Consider the following 15,183-nt stretch of genomic DNA (forward strand, 5'->3'; position numbering starts at 1 on the left):
AATACCATAATACCTCCCACGCGTCGCGCACTGAGCCAAGGCGCACTTGTCTCCGGAGGAACTCTTATGAAGCTCGAGATTCGCAAGCTGCTCACCTATGTGGAAGACACGTTCATCGAGGGCGGCAAGGTCGCACCCAAGCCGTTGAAACTGTTCGCGGCAGCGGCGGTGCTGCGCAATCCGTGGGCCGGGCGCGGCTTCGTCGAAGACCTGAAGCCGGAGATTCACGCGCTCGGGCCGCAGCTCGGTGAAGTGTTGACGGCCGAGATCCTGCGCATCGCTGGCTCTGGCGACGCGGTGGAGGGTTACGGCAAGGCGGCGATCGTCGGGACGTCGGGTGAAGTCGAGCACGCCTCGGCGTTGATTCACACGCTGCGCTTTGGCAACAGGTTTCGCCAGGCGGTCGGCGCCAAGAGCTATCTGAGCTTCACGAACCTGCGCGGCGGCCCGAACTGCCCGGTCACGATTCCGCTGATGCACAAGGACGACGAAGGCATGCGCTCGCACTACCTGACCATCCAGTTTTCGATCATCGACGCGCCCGCGCCGGACGAACTCGTCATTGCGCTCGGCGCGTCGATTGGCGGCCGGCCGCATCACCGGATTGGCGACCGCTATCAGGATCTGAAGGAGCTGGGCTCCAATGAAGCGTGAAACCGATATCGCAAATGCGTCGAGGAGCGGTGTATTCGACGGCACGGCCTATAGCGTGGCAGGCGAGGGCGAGGTCCTCGTGCTGATCCATGGTGTGGGAATGAATCGCCGCGTGTGGGAACCGCAGGTCGAAGCGTTGCAGGCGCACTTTCGCGTCGTCAGCTACGACATGCTGGGGCATGGCGCGAGCCGGCTGCCTGCGGCTGCTCCGCAACTGGAGGAATACGCGGCGCAGTTGCTGGCGCTGCTGGATCATCTCGACGTCAGGACGGCGCACGTCGTCGGCCACTCGATGGGTTCGCTGATCGCGCTCGAATTCGCGTTGCGGCACCCGTCGCGGGTGACGAGCGTGACCGCTTTGAACGCGGTGTACGACCGCACGCCGTCACAACGGGCTGCCGTGATGCAGCGCGCGGCGTCATTGAACGGCGGCCTCGACCAGCCGAGCATCGACGCGACGCTCGCCCGCTGGTTCGACGATCCCGTGCCCGGTCATCTGGCGAGCGTCGCTGAGTTGGTGCGTTCGTTGCTGGAGAGCGTCGACCTCGAAGGCTACGCGCGGACATATCGCCTGTTTGCGAGTTCCGACCAGGCGCACCTGGGTCGCCTGCCGCAGCTCGCCATGCCCGCGCTGTTCATGACCGGCGAGTGCGATTCGAATTCGAGCCCGGCGATGTCGGAGTCGATGGCGGCCGCGGCGCCGCTTGGCCGCGCTGAGATCATCGCCAACGAACGGCACATGATGAACGTTACGGCGCCGTCGATTGTGAATCAGCGGCTTCTGCACTTTATTCGCGATGTGAGCCGTCAGTCCTGAGGAGCAGCACCATGACCGATTCTTCTTTTGACCTCATCGAGTTTCGCCGTGCGCTGGGCGCGTTCGTCACCGGCGTGACGGTGGTGACGACGATCCAGCGGGATGGCTCGCCGCGCGGCTTTACCGCGAATTCGTTCACGTCGGTGTCGCTCGATCCGGCGTTGATCCTCGTGTGCATCGCCAAGACCGCGTCGAGCCATCCGGTGTTTTCACAGACGCAGCGTTTCGCCGTGAGCGTGCTGGCGGAAGATCAGCGGCCCGTGTCAGGCGTGTTCGCGTCGAAGAGCGCGGACAAGTTCGCACAGGTCGCGTGGCACGCGCGGCGCACCGGCAGCCCGGTGATGGACGGCGCGGCGGCGAGCTTCGACTGCGAGACGCATCAGGTAGTGGATGCCGGCGATCACATCATCCTGATCGGTCGCGTGGTGGATTTCACGCATTCGAGCGCGACGCCGTTAGGGTACTGCCGTGGCGCGTATGTGGATTTCAGTTTGTCGCAGGAAGCGTTGGCGGCGACAGGTCAACGTGCGCAGGTCGGCGCGATTCTCGAGCACGCCAACGGAATCGTGCTGATCAGGACAGCGAGCGGATTGCAGTTGCCCACCGGCACGCGGCTTGAGCCGCTGACGGACGCCGCGAGTCTGCGTGGCGTGCTCGACGGTCTGAAGCTGAACGTCAACCTCGATTTTCTGTTTGCAGTGTTCGAAGAGAAGGGCGTCACGCACATCTACTATCGCGGACGGGTGGTCGATGACGCGCCGGCGGCAGCGGACGTTCGCTACGTGCCGCTCGACGCGATACCGTGGGACGAGATTCGCGAGCCGGCCGTGCAATCGATGCTGCGCCGCTACGTCAAGGAGCGGACCGAAGACGCGTTCGGCATCTATGTGGGCGATGTCGAAAAAGGCACCGTGCAATCGTTGGTGGCGAATGTTTGAATTGATCCGTCTGTGCATAAGAAAAACGGCTTCGAATTTTGAAGCCGTTTTTCCTTGCCGCGGTCACATGTTCGCGTAGTTCGGACCGCCGCCACCTTCCGGTGCGACCCACACGATGTTCTGCGTCGGGTCCTTGATGTCGCACGTCTTGCAGTGCACGCAGTTCTGCGCGTTGATCTGCAAGCGCGGCGAACCGTTCTCCTTTACGAATTCATAGACGCCTGCGGGACAAAAGCGTGCTTCGGGGCCATCGTAAGTGAGAAGGTTGATATTGACCGGTACGGCAGGATCTTTCAGTGTCAGGTGAGCCGGCTGGTTCTCCTCGTGATTGGTGTTCGAGATGAACACCGAAGACAAACGGTCAAAGGTCAGCTTGCCATCCGGCTTCGGACACACGATCGGCTTGCACTGCGAAGCCGGCTTGAGCATCTCGTGATCCGAATGCTGATGATGCAGCGTCCACGGCACGGTGCCGCCCAGCAGCTTCTGCTCTATGCCGACCATCAGCGTACCGAGGTACAGGCCCTTGCTCATCCACTGCTTGAAGTTGCGTGCGCGATGCAGTTCGGTATGCAGCCATGAAGTCTTGAACGACGCTGGATAAGCGGTCAGTTCGTCTGACTGACGTCCCGCCTGCACCGCTTCGAAAGCAGCGTCGGCGGCGAGCATGCCGGTCTTGATCGCCGCATGCGAACCCTTGATCCGCGATGCGTTCAGGAAGCCCGCGTCCTCGCCGACCAGCGCGCCGCCCGGGAACACCAGCTTGGGCAGCGACATCAGGCCGCCGGCGGTAATCGCGCGCGCGCCGTACGACACGCGCTTGCCGCCGTCGAGGATCGCGCGGATCGCCGGATGCGTCTTGTAGCGCTGGAATTCCTCGAACGGCGACAGATATGGGTTCGTGTAGCCGAGCCCGACCACGAAGCCCACCACCACCTGGTTGTTGTCCATGTGATAGAGGAACGAGCCGCCGTAGGTGTCGTTTTCGAGCGGCCAGCCAGCCGTGTGCATCACCAGACCCGGCTTGTGCTTCGCCGGATCGATTTCCCACAATTCCTTGATGCCGATACCGTAGACCTGCGGATCGGCGCCTTCGCGCAGCTTGAACCTGTCGTTCAGCTGACGGCCGAGGTGGCCACGCGCGCCCTCGCAGAACAGCGTGTACTTCGCGTGCAGTTCCATGCCGAGCTGGAAGTTCCCGGTCGGCTCGCCGTCCTTGCCGATGCCCAGGTTGCCGGTGGCGACGCCTTTCACCGAGCCGTCGTCGTTGTACAACACCTCCGCGGCCGGAAAGCCCGGGAAAATCTCCACGCCCGCGGCTTCGGCCTGCTGGCCCAGCCAGCGCGTCACGTTTGCGAGGCTGATCACATAGTTGCCGTGGTTCTTGAAGTTCTCCGGCAGCGCCCAGACCGGCACGCTCTTCGAGCCGGTCTCGGTCAGGAACAGAAACCTGTCTTCGGTCACGTCCACCGTGAGCGGCGCGCCTTTTTCCTTCCAGTCCGGGATCAGTTCGGTGATCGCGCGCGGGTCCATCACCGCGCCCGACAGGATATGCGCCCCGATCTCCGAGCCTTTTTCCAGTACGCACACGCCAAACTCGACGCCTTTTTCAGCCGCCAGCTGTTTCAGGCGGATCGCTGCGGACAGGCCAGCCGGGCCGCCGCCGACGATCACCACGTCGTATTCCATCGACTCGCGCGGGCCGTATTGCTCTCTCAGGTTCTGCATGGTTGCATTCTTTATTGCGCGGGTGGCGGGACGATCGGTTCGATCGCAATCGACACCAGTTTCGCGCCGGGCCCGACATGATGCAGATCCAGCTCGTCGCTGCGGCCTTCGATCCAGATGCCATGCATCGGCGACAGCGTGACGTTCTTCAGTAACTCACTCGACAGGCTCCATTGTCCGGAGAGACTGATCAACAGTTGCACGCGTGCTGGCGTGATCCGCAACGCGTTCGTCGCGACACTGACTTTCGCGCGGCACGCTTCGCGCCGTGCCATCAAGTTGAGCACCTGGACGGGCTTCGTCGGCAAGCTGACCCACACGTGCAGGTCACCGGAGAACTGCACTGGCTGACCCGTTCGCGCGAGCAACTGGCCGTCCTGCGAATGCAGATCGACTGTGCCCTCGTCGATCAGCAGCAGAGTCCGTTCGAAGCCGGGGAATTGCGAAAACCGCGCGGCGCCCTGAAGGTCCGCCAGACTCACGCGCCAGTCGGCTATGCCCGCCGGATTCGCACCACGAGCGAGGGTGCGGGTCGTACCGCCGCCGTTGACCCATGGTTCGGGCGGGACCGACGTGCAGTCGAGAAAGCGGACCGACGGCAGGTTCTCGTCCGCACGATGCGTTTTCAGATGACCCAGCGCTTCGCCGCTATCGCGCGAGATGGGGTTCGGAAGGTCGAGTTCCATCACGCTGCCCTTGCGCCGGCATGGGCTTCGAGCTCACCTAACACATCGAACAGATCGCCGACGATGCCGTAATCTGCCACCGAAAAAATCGGCGCGTCCGGATCCTTGTTGACGGCGACGATCACCTTCGAATCCTTCATGCCGGCCAGATGCTGGATCGCGCCGGAGATGCCGAATGCGAAATACACGTCGGGTGCGACGGTCTTGCCGGTCTGTCCCACTTGCGTGGCGTTCGGCGCATAACCCGCATCCACGGCGGCTCGCGATGCGCCGAGTGCGGCACCTATGCGATCGGCGAACTCGCCGAGACGGACCATGTTGTCTTTCGATGCCAGTCCGCGGCCGCCCGAGATGACGACACGTGCCGTGTTCAGATCGCGTCCGGATTGTCCGGATGCCTGGCGCTCCAGTAGCTTCGTTTTCTTGAACGCGGCGACCGGTTCCGTTTCGACAATCACGGCGACACCGCCCGATGCCTGCGCCGCAACGAAAGATGAGGTGCGTACCGTGGCAAACGTCACGCGCGCTGTGACCGATACTTTGGCGATGACGCTGCCCGCATAAAGACCTCGCGTGAAGCGGCCTTGCGCGTCGATGCCGGTCACGTCCGCGAGAAACGCGCCATCGGTTAGCGCGGCGGCACGCGGCAACGCACTGCGGCCGAGATTGCGGTGACTCGCGACGATCAGCGTGTAATCGTGAGAGACGGCCTGAAGCTGCATGCCGAGCGTTTCGGGCACCTGAACATGAGCCACATCGCCCGTGATGGCGAGCACGCGCTCCACGCCGGTGATGCTGGCCGCAGCGTGGGCGCCTGCTGCCGGTACCAGGACGTCGACCGGCAAACCACGTTGCAACGCCGCAGTGACGGCGCGCCGCGTCGATTCCGCGAACTCGCCATGCTCCCATTCCCCTACCACAAGGCTTCTCATACCGGTGCTCCGAGGTTGTCCAACGGACGTTGTGCGGCGAGCGCATCCAGCAGCGCGGCGGTATTCGCGACCTTGATGCCGCCCTCGCGCACAGGCGGGTCTCGCAGTTCGATGATCGTCGTGCTCGGCGTCAGATCGACGCCGAGCGATGCGCCGTCGATCGTCACAAGCGGTTTCTGCTTCGCCTTGACGATGCTCGGCAGCGTGACGCGACGCGGCTCGGCCAGACGCAAGTCCGCGCTGATAACGCTCGGACCGTCCAGTTCCCACACGGATGTGCCGCCGTCATCGCCACACGTCACCTGCCAGTGAGCGTCGCGTGCGGACAACGCGCTTGCGTTCAGCGCCTGGGACCAGCCAAGCAACGCCGCGAGCATGGCGGCGACGCCGCCAATGTCGTTGTCGATTGCCTGCTTGCCGCATAGGACGAGGCCGAAGTCGCTCGTTGCCATGTACGCGCGCAGCAAGCGCGCGACGGCCAGCGAGTCCACGCTGGCGCTGGCGGCGCCGGTGTCGATCAGCACGGCGTCGTCGGCGCCCATCGCGAGGGCGGTGCGCAACACGTCCTGGCTGGTGGACTGGCCGCACGTCACCACCGTTACCTGGGAGGCCACGCCTGCCTCCCTGAGTTGCAGGGCCTTTTCGACCGCGCATTCGTCGAAGGGGTTGAGCGACATCTTCAAACCGGCCGTATCGATCACGCCGCTTGCACTGACCCGCACGCGCACGTTGGCATCGACGACCCGTTTGACGGGAACGAGAATTCGAATGGTCATGTGGATAGGGTCCGGATCAGGACACGGCGCCCGCGCCGTATTTGCCGACGAGCAGCGCACCGCTCGCAAACCGGCTCAACGCATAGGGGGCCAGCGAAACCTCAGTGGGCTGCCCAAGTGCATGCTGCGCGAGAATCTTACCGACCCCCGGCGACAGCTTGAAACCGTGTCCCGAGAAACCGAATCCCACCACCAGTCCTTCGATATCGCCAACTGAGCCGAGCACCGGATTCCAGTCGGGCGTGACGTCGTACACACCCGTCCATGACGACGCCAGACCTGCGGTCTCATAAGCGGGAAAGCGTTCGGCGACTTGCGCGCCGACTTCGCCGACGTAATCGAGCGAGATATCGCCTTGCTCGGTCTCCGGCGCATTCAACGTTTCGCCGACCACGCCTTCGGACACGAGCATCTGGCTGCCGCCATAGCTGCGGTAGTAAAGCATCCCGGCTGAGCCAAGATCCTTGAACGCGGGCATCTTGAACGAATAGGCGGCTGTGTCGCATTCCAGCGCAAGCACCGTATGACGTTCAGGCTTGACCGGCAAATCGACGTCCATCCACGCGGCCATCTCCGGCGTCCAGATGTTCTGCGTGCTGATCAGCGCGCCGCAACCGAACGAGCCAGCCGACGTCTGAACCCCCACCACCTTGCGGCCTTCGCGTACTACGCCGGTAACGCTCACGCCTTCCATGATCCTGACGCCTTGACGGCGCGCCGCGCGAGCGAAGCTGGTCGCAACCAGATACGCGTCGGCGAAGCCCGCTTCCGGCTCGTAGCCGATCAACGCGGCGTCGTCGAATTGCGCGATCGGCAGGCGTTCGCGCGCCTCGGCCCGGTCGAGCAGTTGGACCTCGATACCCATGTCCTGTTGTGCGGTCAACGACGCGCGCAGCGGATCGATCTTGCCGCCGTCCGGTGCGCAAATCATGTAGCCGCATTTGACGAGACCGCACGACGCTTCCTCGTCGCCAACATATTCGGCGAAATTGTTGAAAGCCCGCCACGACGAGCGGGCCAGTTCGACGTTCTGTTTCACCGAATAATGGGTGCGCAACAGACCGGACGACTGTGACGTCGTGCCCGCGCCAATGGTGCTGCGTTCAAGCACAAGCACGCTTTTCGCGCCGAGCGCGGCCAGATGATGGGCTACCGAGGCTCCGATTACACCGGCTCCGATCACAACAAAATCGTAATGGCTCATGTGAACCTCTGCGTTGAAGATGGAGCCGATTCTAGGCAGCCGAACCCCACGGGACTTTTGTATTAGGCAAACTTATGGTGCAGACCGTGGATTGCTCATGGTCGGCAAGTGCCGGCAGAAAAAAAGCATCATGCAGGCTCTTCCGTGACAAAAGAGGGCAAGAAGGCGAAAGGCGCCAGACGCGATAACCAGCGGAGTCTTCATGCGACGAACCCAACCTCCCATCGACCTGCGCGCGTTGCAGGCTTTCATCGCAGTCTGCGAGGCGGGGTCCATGACGGGCGCGGCGAAGCAGTTGGGCGTAAGCCAGAGCGCGATCAGCCAGGCCATTGGCGCGCTGGAGCGCGATCAAGGCGTCGATCTGTTCGATCGCGAAAGCCGGCCGCCACGCCCCAATATCGCTGGACGCGCATTGCTGGAACTGGCCGGTCCGTTGATCGAACATGCGCAGATGGTGAGCGCGCGCGTCGGCGATGCGTCGCATGCAGGCAAGCTGCCGGTGCGGCTCGGTTGCGTGGATTCGTTCGCGGCCACCGTGGGGCCCGAACTGATCCGGGCGGTATCGGGCTCGGCGCGGCAGATTTCGCTCTGGTCTGGTCTGACGCCGGGCCTCAGCAAGCAGTTGCACGACCGTGAACTGGACGTGGCGATCTGCACGCAGACGTTATTGAGCGACGCACGGATTGTCGAAGTCCCGCTATTTTCGGAAGCCTTCGTGGCCGTCGTGGCGCGACGTTATCTCGATCAGCGCAAGAACGTCGACTGGCGCACGCTCGCACTGGAATTGCCGCTAATCCGCTATACGGCGCGCTCCGTGATCGGCCAGCAGGTTGAGCGGTTCGCGCGGCATCTTGGCATAGAGAGCGCGCGGCGCTATGAATTCGACGCGACCGATCCACTATTGAGTCTCGTGGCCGCAGGGCTCGGATTTGCCATTTCGACGCCGCTCTGTTTGTGGCAGGCGCGTCATTATCTCGACGACATTGCCGTATTGCCGCTGCCCGATAGCCGTCTTGGGCGTCGTGATTTTTTTCTGCTGCATCGTCAGGGTGAATGGGACGATTTCGCGTCGGAGATCATCACACTCACACGTGGCGTGCTCGATCACAGCATCCGGCCGGCGCTGGCCCGCGTATTGCCGCATTTGCCCGATGGCGCGCTGCGCTGAGAAAAAAATTAGAAGGAGTCAACGATGACTGAGCTTTACAACTTGCATCGTGGCGATGCGCCGTTGCTGATTTCGATTCCGCATCTCGGCACGGAGATTCCGTCGTCGCTGAATCATGGGTATTCGGAGGTGGCACTGAGTGTAGCGGACACCGACTGGCATCTCGACCGTCTCTACGACTTTGCGAAATCGCTGGGCGCGACTTTGCTGGGCGCGCGCGTTTCCCGGTACGTGATCGATCTGAACCGGCCGCCGAACGACGAGAGTCTGTACCCCGGCCAAACGACGACGGGCCTTTGTCCAACGGAAACGTTTCGGGGCGAAGCGGTTTACCGGCCCGGTCAGGAACCCGATCAGGCGGAGAAGCAACGCCGCGTGGCTGCCTATTGGCAGCCATACCACACGGCATTGCAAGCGGAGTTGGCGAGGCTGCGCGAGCGGCATCCGAATGTACTGCTATGGGAAGCACATTCGATCGCGAGCGTACTGCCGCGCCTTTTCGACGCGAAGTTGCCGGATCTCAATCTTGGGACGCAAGACGGCCGCACCGCAAACGCGCTCGTGCAAAACGCAGCCGAACGAGCCGCTGCGGACAGCGCCTACACGTGGGTCGCGAACGGCCGCTTCAAGGGTGGTTATATCACGCGTCACTATGGCGAACCCGAGCGCGGTATCCACGCGGTTCAGCTTGAAATGTGTCAGTGCATCTACATGAATGAAGACGCGCCGTTCTCCTATCACGACGCACGCGCGGCGGTTCTTCAACCCACGCTACAGCGCATGGTGGGCGGCGCGCTGAATGCGCTCGAGCACCTGTGACCACTTTGTATAAGTAATGCTGTTGATGTATCTGAACCCGAGGTGCCGTTCCTGTGCAGCGAGGCACCGCGCAGGTCGGTAAACCGCACTGCTTTGACGCGGTGAGGATCCGCGGAAGTCACCCGTTTCATGCCGTCGGTTCGCCCAAAGTGTTTCCCATCGTGAATCTTATGTTCCCATTGGTAATCATGGCATGGAGGTTGCATAAGAAGTAGCGGCGACTGAAGGCGCATCAGTCCCGGTCACCTTCGCCGTACACGAAGATGGACAGAAACTGGATCGGCATTTCGATCAGCCGCTCGGGACCGTGGGGCACGTCGGCCTGGAAGGTGAGGGTGTCGCCGGGATGCAGGATGTAGGTTTGCTGGCCGTGCCGGTACTCGATGACACCCTTTAGCATGTGGATGAACTCGGTGCCCTGGTGTTCGAAGACGGGGAAGGTTTCCGATTCGTCGTCCATCGTGATCAGGAACGGCTCGAACAGTTTTTTGGGGCCCTGGTCGTAGGCAAGCAGGTGATAGGTGTGGCCGCGTTTGGTGCCTTTACGGACCACCTCCATGCCTTCGCCCTTCTTCACGAGTTGGGCGCCGCCTTCGGGAACGTCGAAGCGGCGGAACAGGGTGGACATCGACACACCGAGCGCATTGGCGATCCGGTTGAGCACGTCGAGCCCGGTGGAAGTCTGGGCGTTCTCGATCTTCGAGAGCATGCCGCGGCTGATCCCGGCCTGCTCCGACACCTGGGCGATCGTCAGCCCGTGGCGCTGGCGAAGTTCGCGGATCGTCGCGCCCAGATAGCGTTCGAGCGAGTTTTTGCTGTCTTCGCCGTTTTGCATGGTTGAACCTCGTTGAAAGGCGTGAGGGTAGCAGATAAGAAAGGCCGCATTGCGCGCTGAATGTTTCTTGTTGGGAAATATTGTTGCACAGTAATAAATTTGTATTGATGCTGCGAACAGGCTCGCAGTGGGGTCGTGCAATGGGGCATGACTCGCCAATCAGCCAGCGATGGTGATGCAAGGAGTGACGATGAACCTGAACGATGCGAGCAAGCTGCCGGTCAACGAGTTGGGTAGCGTGCCCCGCTTTGGCTCGGCTGAAGAGGCGCAGGACTACCTCACGCAACGCGGCGTGAAATACGTGCTGGCGCAATTCGTGGATATTCACGGGGTCGCGAAGGCCAAGTCGGTCCCGGTCGCGCATCTGAAGGGCGTACTGAAGGCCGGCGCCGGCTTTGCGGGCTTCGCGATCTGGGGCGTGGGGATCGAGCCGAACGGTCCGGACTACATGGCGGTGGGCGATCTGTCGACGCTCACGCCGGTGCCCTGGCAGGACGGTCTCGCGCGAATCGTCTGCGACGGCCACGTTGATGGGCTGCCGTGGGCATACGACTCGCGCGTCACGCTGAAGAAGCAGGTCGCGCGCATGACGCAACGCGGCTGGACGCTTTTCACCGGACTGGAGCCGGAGTTCTCGCTGCTCAAGCGCTCGGTGACGGGCGCGATCGAACCGTGCGACCCGAGCGATACGCTCGCCAAGCCGTGCTACGACTACAAGGGACTGTCGCGCACTCGCGTCTTCCTGGAAAGGCTCACCGAATCGATGCGCTCGGTCGGCATCGACGTCTATCAGATCGATCACGAAGATGCGAACGGCCAGTTCGAAATCAACTACACGTATACCGATTGCCTGACCTCGTGCGATCACTACGTGTTCTTCAAGATGGCTGCATCCGAGATCGCGAACGAGTTGGGCATGATCTGCTCGTTCATGCCCAAACCCTTCGCGAACCGTCCGGGCAACGGCATGCACATGCATATGTCGATCGGCGACGGCGAACGCAATCTGTTCTCGGACAAAAGCGACAAGCTCGGCATGGGGCTATCCACGCTCGGCTATCAGTTCACTGCGGGACTGCTCGCGCATGCGCCGGCACTCGCCGCGCTATGCAATCCGACCGTCAACTCGTACAAGCGTCTCGTGGTGGGCCGCTCGCTGACGGGCGCGACGTGGGCGCCGGCCTACATCAGCTACGGCGACAACAACCGCTCGACGATGGTGCGCATGCCAGGCGAGCGCATCGAACTGCGTCTGCCCGACGGCGCATGCAATCCGTATCTCGCGACGGCCGCCGTGATCGCGGCGGGTCTCGACGGCGTCGAACGTGAATTGTCGCCGGGTGCACCGGCCAATGAAAACCTCTACGACTGGTCGCCCGCGAAGTTGCGCGAGCACCAGATCGGCATCCTGCCGCAGAACCTCGAACAGGCGCTCGACGCACTCGAAAGTGATCGGCTGATCTGCGATGCGCTCGGCCCCGTCGCCGACGAATTCATCAAGCTCAAACGAATGGAATGGCTCGAGTACATGCGCCATGTTTCGGACTGGGAAATGAAAAGTTATCTGGAATTCTTCTAAGGGGGTACGACTATGTGTGGAATTGTAGGCTTGCTGGTCAAGACGCCGGCACTGCGCGCGCAACTCGGTCAATTGATGGTGCCGATGCTGATCGGTATGACCGAGCGCGGCCCTGACTCGGCCGGACTCGCCGTGTTCGGCGGTGCGGTCGGCGAAAGCCAGCGCAAGCTGAGCCTGTATGCGGGCTTTACGGAAGCCGGCGACGGCTTCGACTGGAACGCGCTGCTCGATGCGCTGAACGGCGCGATCGACGTGAATGCGCGGGTGGAGACGAAGGGCAATCACGCGGTGCTGACCGTGAACGGCAATGTTGACGCTGTGAAGGCATGGCTCACCGAGCGTTTTCCGAAGCTGTTCCTGCTGTCCACCGGACGCTCGATCGATCTGTACAAGGACATCGGCTCGCCTGCCGAGGTTGCGCAGCGTTACGACTTCTCGAAGCTGACCGGCTCGCATCTCGTCGGCCATACGCGGATGGCGACCGAGTCAGCGGTCACGCCCGATCGTGCGCACCCGTTCACGGCCGGCGAAGACTTTTGCCTCGTGCATAACGGCTCGCTGTCGAATGCGCATGGCGTGCGCCGCAAGCTGGAGCCGCAAGGTATCCGCTTCGAGACGGACAACGATACCGAAGCCGCGTGCCGCTTCCTCGAATGGCGGCTGCGCGAAGGCGATGAACTGCCGGTCGCGTTGCAGAAGGGCTTCGAAGAGCTCGACGGCTTCTACACGTTCCTGATGGGCACCTCGACCGAACTCGCGCTGATTCGCGATCCGTTCGCGTGCAAACCCGCAGTGGTCGCAGAAAACGACGACTACGTGGCGATCGCTTCCGAGTTCCGCTCGCTCGCGCATTTGCCGGACATCAAAAACGCCAGGGTATTCGAACCCGCACCCGAGGAGATGTATGTATGGAAAGCATGAAGTTCGACCTTGAGGGGTCGTCGGTCCGCGAACTGAACCAGTACCTGCATGGCGCGAAAGAAGCGCTCGAAGGCGTGAAGGTCGACATCGCGTCGCCGAACGGGGCGCACAACATCGCGGTGGGCATCAACGCGCACGCGACGGTCACGGTGCAAGGACACGCCGGTTATTACGTGGGCGGCATGAACCAGCTCGCGACGATCGTCGTCGAGGGCAGCGCGGGCACCGGCGTCGCGGAAAACATGATGAGCGGCAAGGTCCACGTGAAGGGATTTGCATCGAATGGCGCGGGGGCGTCCGCACATGGTGGCCTGCTCGTGATCGACGGCGATGCGGGCTTGCGCTGCGGGATTTCGCTCAAGGGCGGCGACATCGTGGTCGGCGGCTCGGTGGGCAGTTTCTCGGCCTTCATGGCTCAGGCGGGGCGCATGGTGATCTGCGGCGATGCGGGCGATGCCTTGGGCGACTCATTGTACGAAGCCGTGCTTTATGTGCGTGGCGAAGTGAAATCGCTCGGCGCGGACGCGCAGTTCGAACCGATGACCGACGCGGACGTGGCGGCGGTCGGAGCGTTGCTCGACGCGGCGGGCCTCGATCACGATCCGCGCTCGTTCAAGCGCATTGCATCGGCGCGCACGCTCTACCACTGGAACGCTGACGCGGACCAGGAATATTGACCAGACATATCGAGCGCGGGTTGAACCCGCAACCGAACACCGAGTTCATCAAGAAGGTCCCCATGGAAGCCAAACCCATCCATTTCGCCCGCTTGCAGCAGGAAGAGTCGCAAGGCTACGACCGCAAGACGATCGACTATATCCACGCCGCCGCGCAGCGCGGCCTCTATGAAATTCGTGGTCTGGGAGCGAAACGCCGCGTGCCGCATTTCGACGATCTGCTGTTCCTTGGCGCGTCGCTGTCACGCTATCCACTCGAAGGGTATCGCGAGAAATGCGCGACGCAGACAGTGCTCGGCACGCGTTTCGCGAAGAAGCCGGTCGTGCTCGATATTCCGATCACGATTTCGGGCATGAGCTTCGGCGCGCTGTCGGCGAACGTGAAAGAAGCCCTCGGCCAGGCGGCTACCGCGATGGGCACATCCACCACGACCGGCGACGGCGGCATGACGCAGGAAGAGCGCCGCGCGTCAAAGACGCTGGTGTATCAGTGCCTGCCGTCGCGTTATGGCTGGAATCCCGACGACGTGCGCCGTGCCGATGCGATCGAAGTCGTGATCGGGCAGGGTGCTAAACCGGGCGGCGGCGGCATGCTGCTCGGGCAGAAGGTGAACCCGCGCGTGGCCTCGATGCGCACCCTGCCCGCGGGCGTCGACCAGCGTTCGGCGAGCCGTCATCCGGACTGGACCGGTCCCGACGATCTGGCGATCAAGATTCAGGAATTGCGCGAAATCACCGATTGGGAAAAACCGATCTACGTGAAAGTCGGCGCGACGCGTACGTTCAACGACGTCAAGCTGGCCGTGCACGCCGGGGCGGACGTGGTGGTGATCGACGGCATGCAGGGCGGCACCGCCGCCACCCAGACATGTTTTATCGAGAACGTGGGTATTCCGACGCTGGCCGCGGTTCGTCAGGCCGTGGATGCGCTCGAAGACCTGAACATGAAGGGCACGGTGCAGTTGATCGTGTCGGGCGGCATTCGCTCCGGCGCGGACGTGGCGAAGGCGCTCGCCATGGGCGCCGACGCGGTCGCGATCGGGCAGGGCATGTTGATGGCGCTCGGCTGCAATAGCGATACGTACTTTCAGAACGGCGCGCTGCATCCGGCGACGGCGGACTATGCCGCGCTCGGCACGTCGCCGGGTTTCTGCCATCACTGCCACACCGGCAAATGCCCGGTCGGCGTGACGACGCAGGACGCCGTGCTCGAACAACGCGTTCAGCCGGACGAAGGCTCGCGCCGCGTGCGCAACTACCTGAAGACGCTGAACATGGAGCTGACGACGATCGCGCGGGCCTGCGGCAAGCAGAACGTGCATCACCTGGAGCCCGAGGATCTCGTTGCCCTGACTGTGGAAGCCGCGGCGATGGCGCGCATTCCGCTCGCGGGTACTTCGTGGATTCCCGGATGGACCACATGAATTGAGTTGTTTTGCGTTTTTTGAC

The 15,183-nt window shown here is 62.6% G+C and carries 15 protein-coding genes; 9 read left to right on the plus strand and 6 right to left on the minus strand.

What is annotated here, in order from left to right:
- Window positions 1–66: 66 nt before the first annotated feature.
- Genes OKW41_RS22110 through OKW41_RS22120 form a run of 3 tightly spaced genes read left to right on the plus strand, consistent with a single transcriptional unit; the run spans window position 67 to window position 2,409 of the window.
- Window positions 67–654 (plus strand): amino acid synthesis family protein, encoded by a 588-nt coding sequence (locus tag OKW41_RS22110; RefSeq protein ID WP_429573951.1) that lies wholly within the window; start codon window positions 67–69, stop codon window positions 652–654.
- A complete protein-coding gene (locus tag OKW41_RS22115; protein WP_429447793.1) occupies window positions 644–1,471 on the plus strand; it encodes an alpha/beta fold hydrolase in 828 nt (275 codons plus the stop codon). The genes OKW41_RS22110 and OKW41_RS22115 overlap by 11 nt, the downstream gene beginning before the upstream one ends.
- A gap of 11 nt (window positions 1,472–1,482) precedes the next feature.
- Window positions 1,483–2,409 carry a flavin reductase gene (locus OKW41_RS22120; RefSeq protein WP_429447792.1) on the plus strand — a complete coding sequence of 309 codons (927 nt, stop codon included), beginning with the start codon at window positions 1,483–1,485 and terminating at the stop codon, window positions 2,407–2,409.
- Between the two features lie 63 nt (window positions 2,410–2,472).
- Here OKW41_RS22120 and OKW41_RS22125 read toward each other — a convergent pair whose 3' ends face one another.
- The 5 genes from OKW41_RS22125 to OKW41_RS22145 are packed head-to-tail and all read right to left on the minus strand — an operon-like array spanning window position 2,473 to window position 7,735.
- Complete coding sequence (locus OKW41_RS22125) at window positions 2,473–4,137, minus strand: electron transfer flavoprotein-ubiquinone oxidoreductase (RefSeq protein ID WP_429573952.1); 1,665 nt, start codon at window positions 4,135–4,137, stop codon at window positions 2,473–2,475.
- Between the two features lie 11 nt (window positions 4,138–4,148).
- On the minus strand, window positions 4,149–4,823 hold the full coding sequence (locus OKW41_RS22130; RefSeq protein WP_429573953.1) for a HutD/Ves family protein: 675 nt from the start codon (window positions 4,821–4,823) through the stop codon (window positions 4,149–4,151).
- On the minus strand, window positions 4,823–5,755 hold the full coding sequence (locus tag OKW41_RS22135) for an electron transfer flavoprotein subunit alpha/FixB family protein (RefSeq protein WP_429573954.1): 933 nt from the start codon (window positions 5,753–5,755) through the stop codon (window positions 4,823–4,825). Before OKW41_RS22135 ends, OKW41_RS22130 begins: the two co-directional genes overlap by 1 nt.
- Entirely contained in the window at window positions 5,752–6,525 is a 774-nt protein-coding gene (locus tag OKW41_RS22140; protein ID WP_429574360.1) for an electron transfer flavoprotein subunit beta/FixA family protein, read from the minus strand. Before OKW41_RS22140 ends, OKW41_RS22135 begins: the two co-directional genes overlap by 4 nt.
- 22 nt (window positions 6,526–6,547) lie before the next feature.
- Complete coding sequence (locus OKW41_RS22145) at window positions 6,548–7,735, minus strand: NAD(P)/FAD-dependent oxidoreductase (protein ID WP_429573955.1); 1,188 nt, start codon at window positions 7,733–7,735, stop codon at window positions 6,548–6,550.
- A gap of 202 nt (window positions 7,736–7,937) precedes the next feature.
- Between OKW41_RS22145 and OKW41_RS22150 the strand changes: the two genes are divergently transcribed.
- Window positions 7,938–8,903 carry a LysR family transcriptional regulator gene (locus OKW41_RS22150; RefSeq protein ID WP_429447780.1) on the plus strand — a complete coding sequence of 322 codons (966 nt, stop codon included), beginning with the start codon at window positions 7,938–7,940 and terminating at the stop codon, window positions 8,901–8,903.
- 24 nt (window positions 8,904–8,927) lie between these two features.
- Window positions 8,928–9,722: an N-formylglutamate deformylase gene (hutG, locus tag OKW41_RS22155; protein WP_429573956.1), complete on the plus strand. Its 795-nt coding sequence runs from the start codon at window positions 8,928–8,930 to the stop codon at window positions 9,720–9,722.
- A gap of 232 nt (window positions 9,723–9,954) precedes the next feature.
- Here the strand turns inward: hutG and OKW41_RS22160 are convergent, their stop codons facing one another.
- Entirely contained in the window at window positions 9,955–10,557 is a 603-nt protein-coding gene (locus OKW41_RS22160) for a helix-turn-helix domain-containing protein (RefSeq protein WP_187638207.1), read from the minus strand.
- 190 nt (window positions 10,558–10,747) lie between these two features.
- Between OKW41_RS22160 and glnT the strand changes: the two genes are divergently transcribed.
- From glnT to OKW41_RS22180, 4 genes are all read left to right on the plus strand, one after another.
- Complete coding sequence (glnT, locus tag OKW41_RS22165; protein ID WP_429447775.1) at window positions 10,748–12,136, plus strand: type III glutamate--ammonia ligase; 1,389 nt, start codon at window positions 10,748–10,750, stop codon at window positions 12,134–12,136.
- A gap of 12 nt (window positions 12,137–12,148) precedes the next feature.
- A complete protein-coding gene (locus OKW41_RS22170; RefSeq protein WP_187638208.1) occupies window positions 12,149–13,057 on the plus strand; it encodes a class II glutamine amidotransferase in 909 nt (302 codons plus the stop codon).
- Window positions 13,045–13,734, plus strand: a complete 690-nt coding sequence (locus OKW41_RS22175) for a protein glxC (protein WP_429447773.1) — start codon at window positions 13,045–13,047, stop codon at window positions 13,732–13,734. Before OKW41_RS22170 ends, OKW41_RS22175 begins: the two co-directional genes overlap by 13 nt.
- A 62-nt stretch (window positions 13,735–13,796) precedes the next feature.
- Window positions 13,797–15,158 (plus strand): FMN-binding glutamate synthase family protein, encoded by a 1,362-nt coding sequence (locus tag OKW41_RS22180; RefSeq protein ID WP_429447771.1) that lies wholly within the window; start codon window positions 13,797–13,799, stop codon window positions 15,156–15,158.
- Window positions 15,159–15,183 lie beyond the last annotated feature (25 nt).

This window comes from Paraburkholderia sp. UCT70, from assembly GCF_050434085.1.
In the GTDB taxonomy this organism is placed as follows: domain Bacteria; phylum Pseudomonadota; class Gammaproteobacteria; order Burkholderiales; family Burkholderiaceae; genus Paraburkholderia; species Paraburkholderia tuberum.

Coding starts and splice junctions, on each gene's coding strand:
- OKW41_RS22180 (WP_429447771.1), top strand. CDS start 13,797: ATGGAAGCCAAACCCATCCATTTCGCCCGCTTGCAGCAGGAAGAGTCG.
- OKW41_RS22175 (WP_429447773.1), top strand. CDS start 13,045: ATGGAAAGCATGAAGTTCGACCTTGAGGGGTCGTCGGTCCGCGAACTG.
- OKW41_RS22135 (WP_429573954.1), bottom strand. CDS start 5,755: ATGAGAAGCCTTGTGGTAGGGGAATGGGAGCATGGCGAGTTCGCGGAA.
- OKW41_RS22170 (WP_187638208.1), top strand. CDS start 12,149: ATGTGTGGAATTGTAGGCTTGCTGGTCAAGACGCCGGCACTGCGCGCG.
- OKW41_RS22150 (WP_429447780.1), top strand. CDS start 7,938: ATGCGACGAACCCAACCTCCCATCGACCTGCGCGCGTTGCAGGCTTTC.
- OKW41_RS22110 (WP_429573951.1), top strand. CDS start 67: ATGAAGCTCGAGATTCGCAAGCTGCTCACCTATGTGGAAGACACGTTC.
- OKW41_RS22120 (WP_429447792.1), top strand. CDS start 1,483: ATGACCGATTCTTCTTTTGACCTCATCGAGTTTCGCCGTGCGCTGGGC.
- OKW41_RS22125 (WP_429573952.1), bottom strand. CDS start 4,137: ATGCAGAACCTGAGAGAGCAATACGGCCCGCGCGAGTCGATGGAATAC.
- OKW41_RS22145 (WP_429573955.1), bottom strand. CDS start 7,735: ATGAGCCATTACGATTTTGTTGTGATCGGAGCCGGTGTAATCGGAGCC.
- OKW41_RS22160 (WP_187638207.1), bottom strand. CDS start 10,557: ATGCAAAACGGCGAAGACAGCAAAAACTCGCTCGAACGCTATCTGGGC.
- glnT (WP_429447775.1), top strand. CDS start 10,748: ATGAACCTGAACGATGCGAGCAAGCTGCCGGTCAACGAGTTGGGTAGC.
- hutG (WP_429573956.1), top strand. CDS start 8,928: ATGACTGAGCTTTACAACTTGCATCGTGGCGATGCGCCGTTGCTGATT.
- OKW41_RS22130 (WP_429573953.1), bottom strand. CDS start 4,823: ATGGAACTCGACCTTCCGAACCCCATCTCGCGCGATAGCGGCGAAGCG.
- OKW41_RS22115 (WP_429447793.1), top strand. CDS start 644: ATGAAGCGTGAAACCGATATCGCAAATGCGTCGAGGAGCGGTGTATTC.